Here is a 20821-nt window from a genome sequence, read left to right as displayed (position 1 = left end):
TAAAAGCTTGACTTAATATTTACAATGAGGAAATTAATATTTCCTTGAACGAACATTATTGTATAGGAGTCATATAGCAATGATTAAATATGACAACAGGAAATTAGGGACACTTGTATTTATGATCAAGAGTAGTCATCTCAGAGAAGATACTAAGTTTTTGCAAGCCTTCGGTTTCGTCTTGGAGATTTTGATGATGGGTTTCAATCTCTAGAATATAAGACTCTCGATAAATAAATCATCAAGAAACAACTTCTTTATTCACTCTTTAAATAAAGATTACTTTTTTATATATAATATTAAGATATGGTGAAATGGACTAATCGTAACTAAATAAAAATAAACCTTATTTTATGCTTGCAAAGTATCTCATAAATTGCTTATTAGGTAAGTAAAAATAAATGTGAAGTGTATTAGTCATACAACAAAAATATTCTGTATAGTGAATGGTCATTTGCCAACATACTACAGTAATAAATTGAAAATTAAAAAAGCAAATAATATCAATTTTTTAGCAGAGATTTATAAACAAAACTCAATACATTTAAACAACAAGTATCGAACCCTAATTAGACGTGAGTTCGATGAACCTCACCCCACTCCGCGTTGGAGAGGGGCATATTGGTTTGTTTTTAGCAGCATAAAATCAGAGTTTTAAGCCTCTCCAGTATTAAATATTAACTCAAGTTGCTAGTTATCTCCTTGAGGCTGGTAATGGCTAATTGGTAATAAAAACTCTGGTTTCATCCTGTTGATCCTTTAATCCTGGACATCCTGATAGCGAAGCGTGGCGTTAGCCATTTCTGACAATTTACCTAACTAACAACTTACATTACTTAATTGATCTTGAATAGTCAACACAAAAACCCCTGTCTAATGCAGGGGTCAATATATTTTTGTGGGTTAAATAGTCAGCAAATATTCTACTTTATTCTTCGATTGCCGATTGTAAAACTAATTGTTTTGGTTTTACATAAGGTACATAGGTGCTATCAGATGGAGATACGCCATTGGCTACAACCCCAATCAGATTTAACCTACTCAACATCCCTGTAGCTTGATTAAGTTGGGTGCGTGTCACCTTACCAATACTTGCCATCATCACCACACTACGACAAGATGATGCCGTGAGCATAGCATCTACTAACCCAAGAACGGAAGGGGCATCTATGATTACTAAATCATAATTTTCTTCAAATGCAGCCATTAATTGCATCATGCGGGGAGAACTCAAAAGATGGGCAGGATCGGTGGGAGTTGGACCCGCTGTTAAAATATCAATGTAAGGCGATCCAGAGTAAGGAATACTGATATGATTAGGTAGATTAACTTCACTTTCTAATAAACTCGAAAGTCCTTGCTCATTAGGAAGATTTAACTGTTTATGCAGATTAGGATCGCGTAAATTGGCATCAATTAGTAAGACTTTTTTATGTAGGCGAGCCGCACTCATAGCTAGACCTAATGCCAAAGCTGATTTACCATCATCTGGTAATGCTGATGTTACCATTAATGATCTTAGATCTGAGACTTTATTGAGCAGTTCAATATTTTTGTAAATGAGATCCAGTGATTCCCACTGGGGAGAAGATTGTAATACTTGAATTGTCCAAGGTGCGAGAACTTCTGGTTTGCCAAATGGCAATTTGATCATGGATTCTCTGGGTTTGGCAGGTGGCAATTTAGGAGTTGTTCCTAATAATGGAAGAGCAGCTTGTTTTTCTAATTCCGCAGTGGTATGTACAGCGTCATCAGATGCTTCACGAATAAAGGCAGCAAGTCCTCCTAACATTAAGCCAATTACTCCTCCTAATAAGAGATTTTGTCTCATGTTGGGACCAGTATGAAGACCTTCTTGGGGTTCTTCTACTACCTCCCAATTAAATCCACCTTTAGAAAGTTCTTGGCGTAATTTTTGTTCTGCTCTTAATAATTGTTCTAATCTTTCTCTGCTAAATTGTAGTTGAGGGAGAATGCGATTGTAATAAGCCAATAGAGAAGGAAACCGCTTGAGGTCGGCTTGTAATTCTTTCTCTTTGGCTGCTAAGGTTTGATCGCGGGCGGTTAATGCAACGATAGTAGTTTGGGTTTCTACTAATTGACCTGTGAGATTAAGATCAATTTGTCCTAGTTGTCCTTGTTCTAAAAGATTGTCTCCTGAACTAAAGGTAGAATTGGTCTTTTCTCCTAAAGTTCTGCTAACTTCTTTTTGTAAAAGTTGTTTTTGACTTTGCAGTTGTTCATATAATTTCTGAACACTGGGAGTATCATCTGTGAAACGTAAACGTTCTTGTGCTAAAGCCAATTCTGTTTTTTGGATTTCATTGAGTAAGCCTTGGTAGCGGGTAGACTGACTCAGACGAGAAGAAACTAAGGCATTTTGTGGAGAACGGTTCAGTTGTGCTTGCAAAGATTTTTGCTTTGCTAAGGCTTCTTCATACTGGGAACGAGTTGTTTGTCGTTCTTGTTGGACAGTATTTAAAGCTGTCTCTACGGTTTTAGCTTGAGCATCTGGATCAATTAGATTTTGACTTCTGCGAAATCTTTGGAGATTTGCTTCGGAAGCGGTTACTTCGTCAGTAGCTTTTCTTAATTGATCTCTGATAACTTGTAAACCTTTTTGTAGGCGTGAATCTTGCTGTTGTTTATTGTATTCTAAATAAACTTGCTGAATTGTTTTGAGAACTTTTTGGGTTTTTTCTGGATCGCTATCGGTGTAATCAACTTGAAATATTTTAGTAGCAATATTATCCTCTGGAGTCTTAATTTGAGTGAGGACTAAGGATTTTTTCAAATCCATTACAGTTAAGTCTGGATATTCAGTTTTAAGTCTATCAACTGCTTTTTTAATCAGTCCAGAACTCTGCATCAAGTTTAATTGAGTAGCTGTATCTACCTCCACATTAGCATCAGTAAATTGACTTTCAGTGTTATCTGTTTCTTTCTTGCCTTGATAGTTAGGCTCTACTAACAATTGCATGGTGCTTTTGAAGCTAGGTGGGGTTTTTAATGTAATGATGCCAGCAATAGCCGTAGAACTGAGCAATACTAATAATAACCAGGGAAATCTTCGCAGAATTACGGCAAACATTTGTCCATAGCCTGGTTCTGTTTCTGATGCTGGATTTATATTGGGATTTAGACTAGTTTGAACCACTTTTATTATCCTTATCTGCGATACACTACGCAAACACCTAAAAAATTAAATGAATTAGGGATGCACACCTCCAATACTGCAAGGCAGAATTAAAAATTAAAAAAGCAAATTATATAAGCTTTCTCGGAACTTTTAATGATGAGTTATTTTTGCCATGCTGCACTAGCTTGATCAATAACTTGCTCAACTTTCCTAAAGAATGACTGTTCTGAGAAATTGCTAACAGCATGATTACGGATAGTTTCGTAATCCCAAGATATTCCTCCAGCTTCTAGTAAAGCTGCTTGTAAAGAGCATGGTGCTTGTCTTTTGAAAAATACACCTGTTTTACCTGGTATTTGAGTGTCTAAGACTCCTCCGGCTCCATAGGCAATAACTGGTGTACCACTGGCGTTTGCCTCAACTGGAACTAATCCATAATCTTCTAAAGCCGCAACAATAATTGATTTGGCTTTAGAAAATAAGTCTTTACGTTCTCTATCACTGACATGACCTAGAAATTGGATGTTGGGTAATGCCTGGGCTTTTAATCTTTCTTGTTCTGGTCCATCACCTGATATTAATAAGTTCCAGCCTAACCAATTAAAAGCTTCGACTATTATATCAAGACGTTTATAACTGATCATCCGCGCCGATGCCAAGTAGTATTCCTCTTTAGTATCGGAAAAAACAAAGTTGCTAGTATCAATTGGATAGTTAATGGCGATCGCTTGTTTGTAATAAATTTTTTGAATTCGTTGGGCAACAATACTAGAGTTAGCGATGTAGAGATCGGGTTCTTGAGCATATTTCAGGTCTACATCTCTCATCATTTGAAAGATTTTTTCGATGAGAGGTGCAAAGTATCTATAGTCTCCGTATTCCCGTAAATATGTTTCTGTATCCCATAAAAAGCGGGTAACATTATGACAAAAACAAATATGTTTTGCTTGGGGATTTTTCCGTACTGCTTTGGCAAAACTGGTGCTACTGCTGATAATTAGGTCATAATCTTGAAGATCCAAGGAACGAAATGCGGGAAAATATAGGGGAGCCAACATCCGAAAATATTTGGTTGCACCAGGAATTTTTTGTAAAAATGTGGTATTGATAATTCGCTCACCTAAATCAATACTTTTTTGCGGGTCGTATAATGAGGTGAAAATGTCAGCGTCGGGATACCGTTTACACAATAATTCAAATACGCGCTCTGCTCCACCGCGTTGGGTTAAGTAATCATGGACGAGAGCTATTTTCATTTTTTTTCTTGATAATTTGGTAAGTGATGATTGGTTTTAATATTTATTCCCTAGTAAGTAGGTTGGCGTTAAAAATTGTCGTCATAGCAAGGCAAGAGGCAAGAGTAAAGAAGTTTTCAGGGATTTTACGTTTCTTTACACAGTTTGGTTTTATTGTGTTCACCTACTTAATTGAACATTTAATGTTGCATTACTAAGTTGTATCAGTTGTTTTGTATCAATTATTTTATGTTGTTTAATAAGGAGTTGAATCATGGGAAACCTCGCAAGATTATCAAAATAATCTCTGTCATTTATTGTATATATGTGAATTCAGAGGTTAAATGAAAATATCAGGAAACCTCTGAATTATCTTGATGCTATAGCAGGAGTCAGGAGTCAGAAGTCACCGAGTCAGGAGTAAAAACCTGTTGTGCATGAAGTTGTATGAATACCTAGGGTACGTTAACACGAACAATTCATATCCTGATCACCTTGACGGTTGCTATTTTTGGAAAACTATTTTGTTAGTGCTAAAGTTTTCGCAGGAGTAAAATAAACTGTTTGTTCGGCGCGTAATTGATCACAAAGTCTACCTTCTGGTAGTTCCACGTCATCATAAGTGAGGACTTGATCTTTAGGAATATCGCGCTTTAAGCGACATCCTTCCGCTAGACCCATTGGCAGTAGGTTTTGTTGTTGCACAATTGGGGAATTTTCACATTGTCCATAGGTCATGTAATAACCAATACCATCAAGGGTTGCTCCGGCTGGGAGGTCAATTTTGGCGGTGGCGACGACATCAACAACAGGACCGGCGATTGGTGTAAGCACAGCATCATGGAAGAGGACAGCACGGGCTACGGAGAGGGGAACTTCAAAATGGCATAGGTGATAGGGGGTGTAGAAGCTGTAGAGGGGTCCTTCACCGAGTTTATACAGGTTGAGGTAATGGCGTTGTTTGGGGTCCTCGTGGGTGGCAAATACGAATACTCCTGGACCGGGTTTAGTACCAACTACGTAATCAACGATACCGCCTAGTTCTTGGAGTTGGTCAATGTCGTACATTTTGGTCATTTCATCTACGTGACCAGTGTAGTCATATCCCAACATTCCCCGCTTGGCTACTTTCATACCTGTGCCGTTGGCGACTATGGCTTGCTCAAAGGAGATTTTTGTCCCATCGGCAAAGCTTGTCACCATAGCGGGATTTTGACCCCAGCGTTGAGCAAAACCGGCTTGGGTGGTGGGGTTGCGGTAGGGGTCTTGTAAGCCTTTGATGTTGCCGCAGAGGAGGGGTTTTAAACCGATGCTGTTGACAAAGCGGTAGAGGTTCATTTCTACCCCTGGTTGGTCGCCGTCACAGGCGCTGAGGATGACTCCAGCCCGGTCTGCATGGACTTTGAGGATGGGTCCAATTGTGCCATCTAGTTCGGCATTCATGAGGATGATATGCTTGTGATGAGCGATCGCACACATGACCAAATGAGCCGCGTATTCAATTGTCCCGGTAACTTCGATGATTGCATCTATGCCATCTGCTTCACACAGGAGCATGGCATCTTCGGTGATGGCATATTTATTTTGGGCGATCGCCGCTTCTAAATCAGCTAAATTAGCAACAATTTTGATATCTTCAATTCCTGCTTCTAAATAAGCTCGTTTAGCGTTATCAATGTGACGATTAGAAATAGCCACCAACTCCATTCCTGGCACAGAGTTGATAATTTGATTAGCAATTCCTCGACCCATAAAACCAGCACCAATCATGGCCACTTTAACTGGTTTACCTAAAGCTGCCCGTGCTTGTAAAGCTTTATCAACAATAATCATGATTAAACTCCTATCAAAATAGATTCTAGTAAAGGCCAATTGCGATCTTTATCAGACATTTCTGTTGCACTCAGTGGCCAGGAAATTTCTAAAATTGGATCATCATAACGCAAACCCCGTTCATATCCAGGAGTGTAAAATTCACCCACTTGATAAATAACTTCTGCGCCATCTGTTAAAGCTTGATAACCATGAGCAAACATTTCTGGAACATAAAGAGCGCGACGATTTTCTGCACTCAGTTCTACACCAATATGCGCTAGATAAGTGGGAGATTCAGGACGCATATCCACAATCACATCATAAATAGCTCCTTGAGTACAGCGAATTAATTTTGTTTCCGCTGCGGGGAGAGTTTGATAGTGCATTCCTCTTAATGTGCCTTTTTTATGATTAAAAGAAAGGTTACATTGGGCAACTGTTGGTTTTAAACCATGAGCAATAAATTCATCAGCGCAAAAAGTCCGAGCAAAAAAACCACGAGAATCAGGCTTTTCTTCTAAGTCAATAATGAAAGCACCAGCGAGTTTAGTAGAGGTAAAAATCATGGTTGTTTAGGAAGTTTTTTTGAAGATAATAGAACGGTTTTTGATTTTAGAAAAGAGATTGTTGATATCTGACGCACCTTACCAATATGGTAATTGCATAAGTCCTAAACAATTATTCTGACTCCTGACTCCTGACTCCTGACTCCTGACTCCTTGTATTATACCTTTAATCCTAATTGGGGATTTATTTTGGGAAAGGTATCATCATGATATTGTGTACAAAGTTCAGGTCGTTTAGGAGATTTAGCCGTGTATGTGAAAAATATAGTTGATCGTTCTTGGGTTCTCACAGTCCCATGATGTAAAATATTTCTCACATCTGCAAAAATCACAGTTCCAGCTTTACCAGGACATGATTTCCAAGCTGATTTAGGAATAACTTTCATCATTTTATCATCGTTAATTCCCAAATAATTAACTCGCCATAATTCATAATCCACTTGATAATTTTTAACCTGATCTAAAGCATTAGCCGGTAGGGGAATATATTCAAATGGTCCATGTTCTTCAGTCACATCATTTAGATAGATAATGACTTTAATCATGCGTCTATCTTCAGAATCTTTATGCCAGAGTAAAGTTTCCGATTGTTTTTCATTAGGAAAGTCTTTCCGCACATGAACACCATGAAAAGCAATAGGTAAACCTATATAATGCTCAATGATATTTTGTAGTCGTGATTCACTTCCCCAATGAAAAAATTCTGGTAAATCTGTAACCGTATAAATTTGTGGTAATTTGTATCCTGCATGAACATCTCTAGGATTTATCATCCTATCAGTACAACTATTAGCAGTTGCTAACATTGTAGCCGTAGATGAAAAACCTAAATCTTCCAAAGACGTGATGTAAACACCGGATTTTTTGAGAGTATCAACAATCAATTGATCTTTGGCACTAATAGGAGGTAAATTTTTAGCATGATGCCAAAGTGATACTCGATAATTTAATTCGGAACTTAAAGTCGAAATTTTGTTAAGCATGACAGAAATTTCCCTACTCATTGAACCTAATTAACTTCTCACCAATGACTCCGGTTTGGGAAAAGTATCATCCCAATATTGAGTACAAAGTCCCGGTCGTTTTGGAGGATTAGCTATGTAAATGAAAAATAGTGTTGATCTTTCTTCTATCACAATCCAAATACCTCCCAATCAAAAGTTATTTTTTCCAAACAATTGCTGATTTATACCTTATAGTTTCTGACTTCTGAGGTCGTTGTTCTCTCCATTTCTGTTTCCGCTACTCTCAATTCTCTCATGGGTATTAATTCCAATGCTGCTACACTAGCTAAACCTAAAAAAGGAATTACTGTCTTAATAGCTGAAACAGGCCATCTTCTCATCGCTCCTAAAAAAACTTTCAAATCTACCTCATGGTAGTTTTGTAAAAGCATCCGACAACAATATGCTTTAGAATAACCAACTTGCTCAAGTTTTAAAATCACTTCAGGAATATGTTGGTATTGCATTAAAAGTGCCGACTTAGGTTCTTTTTGCCAATAACTAACACCAACAATACATTCTAAATAGATATCTTTCGTGACAATTACTTTGCCATTAGCAGCACAATAACCGGCTAAATATGCTAAAGATATCCAATTATTACTAGCAGTTGGCCAAATTTGGAGAGCGCGTTTAATTAAATCAGCACGATATACTGTAGCCGTTAGAAAAATTACTGCTCCTACACTTTTCCGAAAACAATGTTCAAATATAGCTTTACCATCACCTTTACCATCTTCTGTATCTGCATCAAACCAGCGATTACCAACTATTTTTGGTGGATGTATTGGTTCACCAGTAATTTTATTTCGACCAGAAAAATTCAGAAACAATAATGATAAGTCATCAATGTTTTTAATTTTGTCTATCACATAGGCAACTGCTCTTTCCTGAATTGGATCATCATCACCAATTGTCCAAACATACTTGGTTGTAGCAGAACTTAGGCAATGAAAAATATTTCGCATTACGCCTATATTTTCAGGATTTTTATGGGATTTGAATGTGATATTTTTGAGAATATTTTGCCATTTACTAATGATAAATTGGGTATGATCCGTAGAACAGTTATCAGAAACTAAAATTTCACACTCTGATTCAAATCCTTGAATAGCTTGGGACAACCAAGTTAATTGTTTATCTAGTAACTCGGCTCGATTGTAAGTAGGAATAGCAATAGTTAGTAGTTTGCTCATGGTTTTTGATACAGAAAAATATTTTATAAGGTAGATAGAGGAGGATTTTATCTTTGATTTAATTACTGAGATGTGAAATATCTATTGCTGATTCTTTCTGATTGAAATTCAATTGATAGATAAATTTGCCTAGCAATTGCAAGTAGGTCATTATAATATTTGTGGCTAGAACTGGCCATCTTCTTAAAGCACCAAATAATATTTTCCAATCACTTAATTTGAAAACATTTTCTAGAATCATGCGTTGACAAAATTTAGCAGAATATCCTAAACTTAGCAATTTCAGATAAATCTCTGGAATGTAGACATATCGCATCATTAATGACCAGCGAGGATTTTCCTCTAAAGAACTAGCGTGCATTGTACATTCCAAATAATTATCTTGAGTAACAATAATATTTCCATGAGCCGCACAAAATCCGGTCCAATATGCTTGGGATGCTAAATTTTTACAAGAAGTATTCCAGGTTTGCAAAGCTTGTTGCACAAGTTCGGTATTATAAATGGTAGCTGTCATGAATAGTACGCCACCAAAACTGCCTTGTAAATACCTTTGAAATACGGGTTTACTATCAACAATAATTTCATCATTATCACTAGGAAACCAGTGTTCTACCAAAACTTTATTTGTGTTCTTATCTCGTCCACAACAGTTAAGAAACATCAGTGATAAACTGGAATTTTCTTTGATTTTATTGATCACATAACCTAGCGTTCTTTCCTGAATTGGATCGTCATCACCCACCGTCCAAACATATTTACCACCAGCAGATTGAAGACAAAAGGCAATATTTGGCATTAACCCTATATTTTCCCGATTTCTATTGGCTAGAAATACAGTATTACTAAAAGCAGATTGCCATTTCTTGACAACTCCTGGTGTATTATCTGTTGAGCAATTATCGGAAATAATAATTTCACATTCTGATTCAAAACCTTTGATGGCTGCGGCTAACCAAGCTAGTTGTTTATCTAGCAATACAGCACGATTGTATGTAGGAATAGCAATAGTAAGTAATTTTTGCATAATACGATAATCTGGAAATGAAAAAGAAATGTAGGTTGGGTTAACCCTAGAAAACCCAACAAAATCATTAACCATGTTGGGTTTTGCTGTTGCGCCACCCAACCTACAATATTTTCGGAATTTTCAGGAATAAATTAATAATTTTCCTGTTTGTTCCAGAAGAAATCTTTGTCAATTTGTTCGGTGCGAATTAGATATTCTAATTGTTTCAGGCGGGTGAATCCTCTAGATAAGAAAGTATCTTCATTCATATCAATTTGCTTGAACAAACTAAATAATTGACTAGCACCCATTTGAGCATTCCAATCACACTTGAATCCAGGCAAAATTGTATTAATTTTTTCAAAAGATACTCGATAACTGCGATTGTCTGAACCATTAGTACCAAAAGATAATTGACAACCAGGAAAAACATCGGCAACAATTTCTGCTATTTCTTTAACTCGATAGTTATTGTCTGTATCACCAACGTTAAAAATTTGATTGTGAATAATATCTCTGGGTGCTTCCAAGGCACAAACAATGGCTTTGCAAATATCTAAAGCGTGAACTAATGGCCGCCAAGGCGTACCATCACTGGTCATTTTAATTTCTTTTGTAGTCCAAGCTAACCCTGCTAAGTTGTTTAAAACAATATCAAATCGCATTCTGGGGGAAGCACCAAAAGCAGTCGCATTCCGCATGAAAGTAGGGGAGAAATCATCATCAGCTAATGGTTGAACATCTCTTTCTACTAATGTTTTACATTCAGCGTAAGCTGTTTGTGGATTAACTGGAGATGATTCTGTAATGTCACCTTCACTAGCTACACCATAAACACTACAGGAGGACATATAAACAAAACGGCGGACACCTACTGATTTTGCCAAATTAGCTAGGCGAACTGAACCCAAATGATTAATATCATAAGTAATTGTGGGGGATAATTGTCCAGTAGGATCGTTGGATAATTCTGCCATGTGAACAATAGCATCTACCCCTTTTAAATCTTCAGGATTGATATCACGAATATCTTTATTTAGGGTTTTAGCTGTGACATTAGTTCCATTATATAGCCAACCAACTTTATAAAATCCAGTATCAACTCCTAGAACTTCATGTCCTTTTTGCATTAATAAAGAAGGCAATAAAGAACCAAGATAACCTTCTGTCCCAGTTACTAAAATTTTCATGATTGTTAAAACTTTTGACGTGGTAAATTAAGTGGCTTTTTGAAGAGTTCACACATAAAATTCTCTTCTTTTACTTTTACTCTCTGCGCCTCTGCGAGAGGTGAAAAAATTCAGTTCATTCTACGAAGATACTAAACTGTGCAAATGAGTGGGTTCTGGTATTTGCTTAACTATGGCTTTACCAATTTCTAAGGAAGAAGTTGCAGCAGGTGAAGGTGCATTGCAAACATGAATAGAATTCTCACCATTAATGATTAAAAAGTCATCTACCAGAGAACCATTATTCATTAATGCTTGAGCGCGAACTCCTGCATGGGTGGGAATTACATCTTTTGCTTGAACTTCGGGGATGAGTTTTTGCAAACTTTTGACAAAAGCGGCTTTACTGAAGGAACGAATAATTTCTTGAATCCCTTCGTCAGCGTGTTTTGCTGCTAATTTCCAGAAACCTGGATAGGTGATAACTTCGGCAAAATCCCTAAAGTCAAAGTCGGTCTTTTTGTAACCTTCACGTTTGAGACTGAGAACTGCATTGGGACCCGCGTGAACAGTGTTATCAATCATCCGGGTGAAATGCACGCCCAGAAAGGGGAAATCTGGGTTAGGAACTGGGTAAATGAGAGTTTTCACCAAATAGCGTTTTTCGGGGGTAAGTTCGTAATATTCACCGCGAAAGGGAACGATTTTAGCTTCAGGATTAGCTTTACCTAATTTGGCAATGCGATCGCTATGCAATCCGGCACAATTGATCACAAATCGAGTTTCAAACCTGCCATTGTTAGTTTCTAATACCTGATTTTTGCCACTGCGGACAATTTTCAAAACTTGTGTGTTAAGACGTAAATCTCCCCCTTGATTGCGAATTAATTCCGCATATTTTAAACAAACTTGTTTGTAATTAACAATCCCTGTACTAAATACCCGAATTCCACCCACACAACTCACATGAGGTTCAATTTCTTTAACTTCTTCAGGACTAATTCTTTTAACAGGAAGACCGTTTTCTAACCCGCGTGTGTAGAGATTTTCTAAGCGAGGTAATTCTTGTTGATTACTGGCAACAATTACTTTACCACAAACTTCATGATCAATATCATGCTTCTGGCAAAATTCTACCATTGAACGACTACCATCACGGGAAAATTTAGCCTTAAAACTTCCCGGTTTATAGTAAATTCCCGAATGAATTACACCGCTATTATTACCAGTTTGATGAAATGCCCATTGGCTCTCTTTTTCTAACACTAATATTTTGGCATGGGGATAACGCTCTCCTAAAGCCATTGCAGTGGAAAGTCCAACTATTCCCCCACCAATAATTGCAAAATCGTACATTAGTAATCTTTCCCTAATCCAATATCTCAAATCTCAAACCTAAAATTGCTATTACCAAACTTGCCAAGGAGCTTTACCACTTTTCCAAAGGTCTTCAAGATAGTTTTTATCTCTTAATGTGTCCATTGGCTGCCAGAAACCATCATGTTTGTAAGCCGATAATTGTTCTAAATCAGCTAACTTTTCTAATGGTTCTTTCTCCCACACAGTTGAACTATCAGCAATAAAATCAATTACCTGTGGTTCTAAAACAAAATAGCCACCATTAATCCAAGCACCATCACCTTCAGGTTTTTCTTTAAAACTGGTGATTTTAGTTTGTTCTTGTCCTAGAGAAATTGCTCCAAATCTTCCTGCTGGTTGCACTGCACTGAGTGTTGCTAATGTCTTTTGTTCTCGATGGAATTTAATTAATTCTGTGATATTAATATTACTTACACCATCACCATAGGTAAAACAAAAGGTTTCATTTCCAATATGTTCACGAACTTGCTTTAAACGTCCACCTGTCATTGTATTATCACCTGTATTTACTAAGGTGACGCGCCAGGGTTCAGCATATCCAGAATGGACATTCATTTGATTAAATCGCATATCAAATGTCACATCTGACATATGTAAAAAATAGTTGGCAAAGTATTCTTTAATGATGTACCCTTTGTAACCGCAACAAATAATGAAATCATTAATACCATGAGCAGAGTAAGTTTTCATTATGTGCCAGAGAATTGGCTTACCACCAACTTCAACCATTGGTTTGGGTCTGATACTGGTTTCTTCACTTAACCTTGTACCCAGACCTCCCGCTAAAATTACTGCTTTCATGTAGTTACCTCAAAAATTTGCAGGTGGATGATAATTTCAACTAATGGAACGTGAGTTAGGAGTTTCTCCTTCGGAGACGCTACGCGAACGGAGTTATGGTTTTTTCAACGAGAGAATAAGGGATTGAGACTCCTACGTGGGGTAAGTTTTCCACAAATTATCGTTATGTCGAACTCACGTAATGGAAATGAAGAGAATGCACAATCATGGTAAAGAAATTAAATCATTTTTTCTTTCTCTTTATTAGGTAGATAAACATAATTTAACTGTTATTTTCTAGAAAATCATAAAGAACAAGTAAATTAAGATATTTTATCTGTAAAATATTTATAGTAGGAGTTTAGGAGAAAAAGAAGGAATAAAAGTCTTTTTGTGTTTGTCTTTTTTCGTGAATTTTGTGTCTCATTCAAGCCACATTCTGCTATGGTAATTTTAATCACAAAAACAAAACTCCTAATTTCTTAATGAAGTCAGGAGTGAATTTTAACTATTACTTTTTACAGATTATTCACACCTTAGATGATTTTAACTCCTTCTTTCTTATTCCTTCCTTCCTCTTCCTTCTTATTCATCCTGACTCCTGACTCCTGAACTCCTGAACTCCTAAATCAATTACTTTGTCCAGTGAGAATTGCGTTAGATAATAAACCGTCACATTTATTAGCAACAACGATACAAATACTACTCAAAGACTGTTGATAATTATCCATATCATTTTGCTCGAAAGAAACTTTAGCGGCTGTTTCTAAATCCGCAACTGCTTGAACATGATTTTTGTCAGCTATACCTTCTCCGTATTGTGCTAGTTCATAGTAAGCCATCCCACGTTTTAGATAACCTTTAGCCAATCGGGGATTAAGTTGTAATGCTTCAGTAAAATCAGCGATCGCTTGTTTATATTCTGCTGCATAATTGGTGCTATATTGAGCTATTTGATAACGAACTAAACCTCGTTGAAAATAAGCATCTACTTTAGCTGAATTGAGTTTAATGGCTTGAGTAAAATCAGCAATTGACCTTTGGTATTCTGGAAAAGAATTATTGATGTATTTAGTAATTTCAAACCTGACAATACCCCTTCTAATATAGGCTTCCGCATCAGTTTTATCTATATTGATGGCAGCATTAAAATCAGCGATCGCTTGTTTGTATTCTCTATCAGGATCGCTACTATAATCAGCCAGCATATAGTAAGCATTACCGCGATTTATATAGGCTTTAACCTCTTGAGGATTCAACTTCAAAGCTTGGTTATAATTAGCTAATGCCGCTTCATAATTATTTAAATTATATTGAGCATTACCCAATTTTATATACCCCTTGGCAGATTGGGGATTCTTTTTAGTAGCTTCGGTAAAGTTGACAACTGCTTGTTGATAATCTTGTTGATGATAAGCAGTATCACCGCGCTGGTAGTAATCCGCAAAAGAAAGACTTGGCAGATTAGCAGTTTGACTAGGTGTACGAGACATCAAACTTTGTTGAGTGTAGGGATTTTGAGAAACAAAAGGACGGGTAAATTTAATCATTACATCCAAATAGCCCAAAAGACCCAATCCCATCACCCCGAGAATCACACCATATACCTTCCGATTTAATTTTTGACCAGCGGGAGGATGATAAATCTGCTGGTTGGCTATAGGTTGCCAATGATACACCTGATAATTTGGTCTTAATGGCTGAGTAATGCGAGGAGTGGGAATATGGCGACGTTTAGACGGTTTTTGGCGTGGTTGTAGATGTTGTTTAGAAGCGATCGCCACCAATGACGGAAATGGATCTCTCCCACCCAATCGTTTAGTCCGTTCACACCAAGGACACTTCTCCAAATGATTATGATAAAGGTGCTGAGGATTCACCCGACAAATCATCAAACTCTCCTCCACCGCCGTTAAAGCCGACAACCAAGTTTGAGCATTAGGGCGTAACCAAGGTCGCTCATGACCATCCTCAAAACAACACACAAATAAATCCTGCAACCTAGGATGAAGCAGATCCCAGCTAGGAGAAATAGGCGTTGGTAGATAAGGAACTTGTTTCTTTTGACTATAGGTAAAATGTCCAGCCAGAATCCTCCCTTGGTAGGTGGGAGGATCGATCGCCCCTTGAAATATCCCGGAAAATGGGTGAGTTCCTTCCATTAACAACTGGAAAATCAGCACAGCCAACCCAAACAAATCATGATAAATTTCCCGATCATAATCCGCAAAAGTTTTATTCTGTAATTCTGGAGGCGTATATTCAGGCTTACCCACAGAACAACGATAAACAACATTCTGCAACGGTTCCGTCACTTGAAACGAATCCGTATCCACCAACGTCACCAAGGCCGTATCACTCACCAAAATATTTGACTCATTCACATCACCAACACAGTATCGGCTGGCGTGTAAAGCCACAAAAGCCGCAGCCAGATTTCGGGCAGTTCGCAATAAATATTGATAATTAAACAAAGGGCAATGTTGTCGGCGAATCCCCGGATTATAAAAATCCATAATCGGTCGCATTCCCCGAATCCTGGGCATCACAAAGCCAACGACCTTACCGCTACCATCCGCCGCTTGCAATAATTCCTGTGGCCAAGCAATAGAAATATGCCCTAAATTATCCGTCGGATTCACAGGAGGATTAGCCAGCATCGCCCGCAGTTTTTGGGCATAAGAGACAGTTGGTTTATGATATACTTTCGCTACCAAATTCTCATCCGATGGAACTGCATAGATACAAGCCTCACCACCATGTCCCACGCTGACAGAGAGGTTGAGAATTTCCGGGTTAGGAAGATGACGTAGTACCTGCATGGCAGAATAAAGGTTATATGAGGTGATTGGAATCCGTCAAAAGTTCAGACATCCAAGAGTATGGTATTAGCCATACTATCTTTAATCCCTAATGACTATAAATTATGAGTTAATAAATGCAGCCAAAATTAAAGTTAAATCATCATCAGTCCGCTGAGTAATCTTATCAGAACTTAAAAACCGCATTAAATGTTCTTTTGCTAATACTCTATCTTCAGCATTTGCTACAAACTCAAATAAAGGAAAAAAGAAAGGTTTGTGAGGTTCACCAACAATCATATTCAAAGCTAACATTTGTAAACCATCAGTCAGAACACCCACATTAACAATCTCATCCCGGCATATTTTAAATTGTGCTGTCTCCAAACCATCAAGAGACGTGAGAAAAGTTGTTTGATTGATATATTCGCCATTGCTAGGAATGGTTAACGCTATCAAATTACCCATACCATTTTTAGCCACAGCCAAGCCATCACCAACCTGCCCCACAGCCACAACTTCTGGTGTAGCAATCATCAGAATCAATGTAGTTGCCAAATCATGAAGTTGATGATTACAAACATCCGCCTCTGTTTCTATAGACGTGCGGGCTACCAACATAGCATCAGTGAGCAGATAACGCAAAACATCATCATTAGCCAGAGAATCACTCGTCATCTCTTGGCGAGAAAGATGATCTATGGCCGTTTCTACCGCAATCATTGATCCCACTTTCCCTAGTTTAGCAGAACCCGCACCATCTGCCGCTGCTATCACCAACACATTATTAGCCAATAGCTGCCAATGGTGAGCATCCTGACAAAGTTGCTGGTTTTTTGTGTGACTAGTCCCACATACAGAAGCAGCCACTATCCGCCATTGAGAAATCTGTTTTGATGTATTCATATAATTTGTTTTCCACAGCTAGTTCAGTTTAAACAACAAGCTGCAATTTTCATTAAACAGATCCCCAGCCAATTGGTGGTAGTGCTACCTGTTCATCTACCTGAGAATGAGACACCGCCGACATACTAGCAGACAGCCAAACAAACATCTCAATGAAATTTAATCCCTTTAATTTCAGGGGACTTCGTACAGCGATTTGACTTAATCGGCTCATATTCGCATTCTCTACACCCACCGTAAAAAACGCCACCCGCTTATTAGACTCATCCCCTTGCAGTCTTTGGGCCGCTTGTTCAACAACATGATCTAGTTCACCCTGGGGTTCACCATCAGTAATCATAAACACCCAAGGACGATAATAAGCAATACCATTCGTCCGATATTGGGATTTGCGCTCTTGAATAAGATCCAAGGCTTTATGAATAGCCGAACCCATAATTGTTAACCCCTGGGCTGTGAGAATCGGCGGGTTAAATTGATCAGCAGTTACAAAGTCCTGAACAACATTAACATTACTATCAAACGTAATAATTGCCACTTCTACCCTTCTGGATGCTAAGGAATTTTTCACCAGTTCATCCTTTAAACTCAACAAACCTTGATTTAAGGCTTCGATTCGTTCTCCCTCCATCGAACCAGAAGTATCTAGCAATAACACGCATGGACAACGGGGTTCGGGGTTTTCTGCAAATTCTACAACTTCGTCAAGATTAAATGTATCAATCATAACTTTTTGTGTTATGTTATAGTCCAAAGTCTTATTTTCCTTTTACTCAAAGTATATAGTTTCTGGTGCAGATTCTCCAGTTTGTTGAGTTGCAATCTGCTGTAATAATCAATATATACATTTACCTCCATAAATTTTTAAAGATTCTATGTGGGATTTAAGTCTGTCCTTGGGTAAATTAATTCATTACTGTTCAATCCAGGAAAAGTAAGCAGATCCGGCGGAAGATTGATGAATTTAAATTACCAAAAAAGTCTCAGCATACTCAATGGTATCACTATATAGTTGATCAAGATGAAATAGTGACAAAATATGACAAAACCGAGATTTTTATCCAGACCAATGATAAGAAATCAAAATAAAAAACGACAAAAACTGTTACATTCAACGGAGGAGGAGAATTCTTAAAAAATGTTTTTCATTGATATTCATAATTTAACAACTTGTGATCATGACCATATTTCCAGGTGATATCATATTGCAGCCTGATATTTAATCTTTTCCCAGACTATGTTGATATATCCGCCCAAAAAATTGTAAAAATATGAGAAATACTGGCACATTTACCAAATTATCACCCCAAGGTTTATTAAGACAATTAAGCAATTGTTATGAAACTACCCGGTTGCAAGCACATAGTAATTCTGTATTGTGGTTGGTATATATAGAAAAAGGAAAAATTATCTATGCGACTCATTCAGTAGAACCCTTTGATAGATTAGAACGACAAATGCGTCGTCTCCATCCACAAATTCCTTTAGTTGATAATGAAGTGCGTGTACAAATGCGCTTGGTGTTTGAATCGGAAGATAATCATCATTTACCCGATCAAATTCCCGAATATGAAGCGATTAATTGGCTGGTTAATGAACAACATCTCCTTCCTTATCACGCAAAATTACTGATTCAGGAATTAGTTAAAGAAGTAATTGAATCATTTCTCCTCGTTAAAACAGGCGATTTTGAACTAACACAACCACTGGAAAATTTTACCAGAATTTGTCAATTAGATGTTAATGATATCATCGAAAAATGCCAAAATCAGTTACAAAATTGGCGGTATCTTGGTAGATACATATCTTCTCCCTATCAGCGTCCATATTTGTTAGTTAGTAGCAAGTTTCAGGATAAAAGATTACCACCACTCCAGGAAAATATTACCAATTGGATGAAGGGTTTTAGCTTGCGTCATCTAGCGATTATTATCAATCAAGATGAGTTGCAACTAGCTTTAAGTTTATATCCCTATATTGTGAAGGGTTCGATAGTATTACATGAACCAGATCCTCCATTTGATAAGTTACCAAAAACTTGTGGAAGTTCATTACTATTTTCTGAAGATAGTACAGAGTTAATTAGGGGTAAATTATTTGTTGGGGATGTAGCACCCAGTCAAGATTCTTCTCCAGAAACTCCCATTATTTCGCAGAATCATCTAGCGGTTCAACAGCTAGTACCAGATGTTGCTGATTTACCTCCAGAGGATTTTTCACCTGAAGCTGTTAATAGTAACATAGAAGCTGATTCACAAAAAGTCAAAACCAATACGAGAATTACTCAAAAGACTTACAAAATTATTTCTGTAGATGATAGTCCGACAATTCTCAAAGAAATCAGTCGTTATTTGGAAGATGAGAATTTTACTTTGGTGACTATTAATGAACCCGTAAAAGCGGTTATGTCAATTATTAGACATAAACCGGATTTGATTTTACTGGATTTGAATATGGCAGGAATTGACGGTTATGAACTATGTCGCATTATTCGCAATAATTCCATGTTTAAAAATACTCCCATTATTTTTGTGACTAGCAATAAGGGAATTATAGATAAGGTAAAAGCGAGATTCGTCGGTGCGTCTGGATACTTAACCAAGCCTTTTACCCGCGCTGAGTTGCTGAAAATGATCTTTATGCACTTGGCATAATTCATCACGTAGGGGCGCAGGGCTTGCGCCCAGTCAGCCATTAGCAATATACTTTTGCAAGTGTTGGGTGTTTTTGCGTCAACCAAACCTTGTATATTAGATGTATGTTAGAGAACTCCACAAAAAAGATGATCTAATCTTGTGGGATGGGCATCTTGCCCGTCCTTGTATTATTAGCGGGCAAGATGCCCGCACCACAAGAAATTTTGGGATATTTTTTTAATTGGAAGTCTCTTAGAGGAAGTGGTAGAATATGGTATTAATGGTTTTTTATTCACACCAAATAACCATCAAGAATTAGCAAAAACAATAAATAAATTATTGTATTAAAGAAACAGAAATAGTTAATACTATCGCTAACCTGGTAGAATAATTGTGATTTGGTTACTCATATTTTTAGATAATTCTTATTTAATAGCCAATGCTGAAACTTTATTTTTACTATCTACTGATTTTGGAAATTCATCCCATGTTCTTCCGTCCAGTTCTCTACCAAATTTTTTCTTTTGAACTCCTCCCCATTGTTTAAAGAAAAATGGCACTTTAGCTTCAATACATTGTTCTCTAATATCCCGTACCCATTCAATCTTCATAGGACGAGCGCCTATACCAGATTCTCCACCAACAATCACCCAATGTAAATTATCCAAAGAAAGTTTTAAAGAACCTAAAAGTGGCTCACAAGATAAAAATCTAATTTTTGCAGGAATTTCTTTTAAAATATCGCTTCTCCATGTCCAAGCCTGTGATTCTACACTGACTCCAGCCCAAACATTAGAAGGCCATTTCTTGAGAAGTTTAGATATTTCTAACATCCTTTCTGGACGCTTAGTTAACAATTGAAATTGATGCCAATGCGCTTCTTCCATAACATTAAAAACCTTGATGATAAATTCTTCTGTAATTTCATCAAGGAATAAATCACTCATGGAATTAACAAATATTATGCGAGGTTTTTTCCATGAAAGAGGCATTGTTATTCTTTCATGCCAAGATTTTACATCAAAACCTTGTTCATAAGGATGACCAGGAATACCACGCCACCGTTCTGCAAAACGTGCTGCATAACAGTTCTGACAACCAGGGCTAATTTTATGACAGCCCGTGGTAGGATTCCATGTGGCTTCAGTCCATTCTATTGTTGAAGATACCGACATATAATTATAC

Annotated in this window: 15 protein-coding genes and 1 pseudogene; 1 reads left to right on the top strand and 15 read right to left on the bottom strand. The window is 37.3% G+C overall.

Translation table 11 applies throughout. From position 1 onward, the window contains the following. Positions 1–928: 928 nt before the first annotated feature. The 14 genes and pseudogenes from PN471_RS02815 to PN471_RS02750 all read right to left on the bottom strand — a co-directional run bounded on the left by PN471_RS02815 (position 929) and on the right by PN471_RS02750 (position 17727). Positions 929–3157 carry a GumC family protein gene (locus PN471_RS02815; RefSeq protein WP_271775574.1) on the bottom strand — a complete coding sequence of 743 codons (2229 nt, stop codon included), beginning with the start codon at positions 3155–3157 and terminating at the stop codon, positions 929–931. Positions 3158–3300: 143 nt separating this feature from the next. Further along, on the bottom strand, positions 3301–4395 hold the full coding sequence (locus PN471_RS02810) for a glycosyltransferase (RefSeq protein WP_271775573.1): 1095 nt from the start codon (positions 4393–4395) through the stop codon (positions 3301–3303). A 498-nt stretch (positions 4396–4893) separates the two neighbouring features. Next, positions 4894–6207: an NAD(P)H-dependent oxidoreductase gene (locus PN471_RS02805; protein ID WP_271775572.1), complete on the bottom strand. Its 1314-nt coding sequence runs from the start codon at positions 6205–6207 to the stop codon at positions 4894–4896. 2 nt (positions 6208–6209) lie between these two features. Continuing rightward, positions 6210–6755 (bottom strand): dTDP-4-dehydrorhamnose 3,5-epimerase, encoded by a 546-nt coding sequence (rfbC, locus tag PN471_RS02800; protein ID WP_271775571.1) that lies wholly within the window; start codon positions 6753–6755, stop codon positions 6210–6212. A gap of 158 nt (positions 6756–6913) precedes the next feature. Continuing rightward, positions 6914–7738 (bottom strand): phytanoyl-CoA dioxygenase, encoded by an 825-nt coding sequence (locus PN471_RS02795; protein ID WP_271775570.1) that lies wholly within the window; start codon positions 7736–7738, stop codon positions 6914–6916. A 30-nt stretch (positions 7739–7768) separates the two neighbouring features. Next, positions 7769–7885 (bottom strand): annotated as a pseudogene (locus PN471_RS02790) (phytanoyl-CoA dioxygenase); the annotation flags it as partial. A gap of 56 nt (positions 7886–7941) precedes the next feature. Continuing rightward, positions 7942–8955, bottom strand: coding sequence for a glycosyltransferase family 2 protein (locus PN471_RS02785; protein ID WP_271775569.1), 1014 nt, complete (start codon positions 8953–8955; stop codon positions 7942–7944). 58 nt (positions 8956–9013) lie between these two features. Continuing rightward, entirely contained in the window at positions 9014–9982 is a 969-nt protein-coding gene (locus PN471_RS02780) for a glycosyltransferase family 2 protein (RefSeq protein ID WP_271775568.1), read from the bottom strand. Positions 9983–10116: 134 nt separating this feature from the next. Further along, positions 10117–11154, bottom strand: a complete 1038-nt coding sequence (locus PN471_RS02775; protein ID WP_271775567.1) for an NAD-dependent epimerase/dehydratase family protein — start codon at positions 11152–11154, stop codon at positions 10117–10119. Between the two features lie 120 nt (positions 11155–11274). Further along, positions 11275–12489, bottom strand: coding sequence for an L-2-hydroxyglutarate oxidase (gene lhgO, locus PN471_RS02770; protein WP_271775566.1), 1215 nt, complete (start codon positions 12487–12489; stop codon positions 11275–11277). Between the two features lie 51 nt (positions 12490–12540). Continuing rightward, on the bottom strand, positions 12541–13314 hold the full coding sequence (rfbF, locus tag PN471_RS02765; protein WP_271775565.1) for a glucose-1-phosphate cytidylyltransferase: 774 nt from the start codon (positions 13312–13314) through the stop codon (positions 12541–12543). A gap of 608 nt (positions 13315–13922) precedes the next feature. After that, the gene (locus PN471_RS02760) at positions 13923–16115 is read right to left on the bottom strand and encodes a tetratricopeptide repeat protein (protein ID WP_271775564.1); all 2193 of its coding nucleotides are present in this window, start codon (positions 16113–16115) and stop codon (positions 13923–13925) included. 102 nt (positions 16116–16217) lie between these two features. Continuing rightward, a complete protein-coding gene (locus tag PN471_RS02755) occupies positions 16218–17000 on the bottom strand; it encodes a PP2C family serine/threonine-protein phosphatase (RefSeq protein ID WP_193891764.1) in 783 nt (260 codons plus the stop codon). 52 nt (positions 17001–17052) lie between these two features. Beyond that, complete coding sequence (locus PN471_RS02750; protein ID WP_193891924.1) at positions 17053–17727, bottom strand: vWA domain-containing protein; 675 nt, start codon at positions 17725–17727, stop codon at positions 17053–17055. A gap of 544 nt (positions 17728–18271) precedes the next feature. On the opposite strand from PN471_RS02750, the gene PN471_RS02745 reads away from it, so the two are divergent. Next, positions 18272–19654, top strand: a complete 1383-nt coding sequence (locus tag PN471_RS02745; protein WP_271775563.1) for a response regulator — start codon at positions 18272–18274, stop codon at positions 19652–19654. Between the two features lie 407 nt (positions 19655–20061). Here the strand turns inward: PN471_RS02745 and PN471_RS02740 are convergent, their stop codons facing one another. Beyond that, entirely contained in the window at positions 20062–20811 is a 750-nt protein-coding gene (locus PN471_RS02740; RefSeq protein WP_193891771.1) for a DUF5131 family protein, read from the bottom strand. Positions 20812–20821 lie beyond the last annotated feature (10 nt).

This window comes from Aphanizomenon sp. CS-733/32, assembly GCF_028330045.1.
GTDB lineage: Bacteria > Cyanobacteriota > Cyanobacteriia > Cyanobacteriales > Nostocaceae > Dolichospermum > Dolichospermum gracile.
This window is presented reverse-complemented; position numbering and strand designations above follow the sequence as displayed.

What these genes read in the sequence shown, in the direction of transcription:
- PN471_RS02785 (WP_271775569.1), bottom strand. Translation starts at nt 8,955, where the DNA reads ATGAGCAAACTACTAACTATTGCTATTCCTACTTACAATCGAGCCGAG.
- rfbF (WP_271775565.1), bottom strand. Translation starts at nt 13,314, where the DNA reads ATGAAAGCAGTAATTTTAGCGGGAGGTCTGGGTACAAGGTTAAGTGAA.
- PN471_RS02775 (WP_271775567.1), bottom strand. Translation starts at nt 11,154, where the DNA reads ATGAAAATTTTAGTAACTGGGACAGAAGGTTATCTTGGTTCTTTATTG.
- PN471_RS02745 (WP_271775563.1), top strand. Translation starts at nt 18,272, where the DNA reads ATGAGAAATACTGGCACATTTACCAAATTATCACCCCAAGGTTTATTA.
- PN471_RS02805 (WP_271775572.1), bottom strand. Translation starts at nt 6,207, where the DNA reads ATGATTATTGTTGATAAAGCTTTACAAGCACGGGCAGCTTTAGGTAAA.
- lhgO (WP_271775566.1), bottom strand. Translation starts at nt 12,489, where the DNA reads ATGTACGATTTTGCAATTATTGGTGGGGGAATAGTTGGACTTTCCACT.
- PN471_RS02740 (WP_193891771.1), bottom strand. Translation starts at nt 20,811, where the DNA reads ATGTCGGTATCTTCAACAATAGAATGGACTGAAGCCACATGGAATCCT.
- PN471_RS02760 (WP_271775564.1), bottom strand. Translation starts at nt 16,115, where the DNA reads ATGCAGGTACTACGTCATCTTCCTAACCCGGAAATTCTCAACCTCTCT.
- PN471_RS02750 (WP_193891924.1), bottom strand. Translation starts at nt 17,727, where the DNA reads ATGATTGATACATTTAATCTTGACGAAGTTGTAGAATTTGCAGAAAAC.
- PN471_RS02755 (WP_193891764.1), bottom strand. Translation starts at nt 17,000, where the DNA reads ATGAATACATCAAAACAGATTTCTCAATGGCGGATAGTGGCTGCTTCT.
- rfbC (WP_271775571.1), bottom strand. Translation starts at nt 6,755, where the DNA reads ATGATTTTTACCTCTACTAAACTCGCTGGTGCTTTCATTATTGACTTA.
- PN471_RS02780 (WP_271775568.1), bottom strand. Translation starts at nt 9,982, where the DNA reads ATGCAAAAATTACTTACTATTGCTATTCCTACATACAATCGTGCTGTA.
- PN471_RS02810 (WP_271775573.1), bottom strand. Translation starts at nt 4,395, where the DNA reads ATGAAAATAGCTCTCGTCCATGATTACTTAACCCAACGCGGTGGAGCA.
- PN471_RS02795 (WP_271775570.1), bottom strand. Translation starts at nt 7,738, where the DNA reads ATGCTTAACAAAATTTCGACTTTAAGTTCCGAATTAAATTATCGAGTA.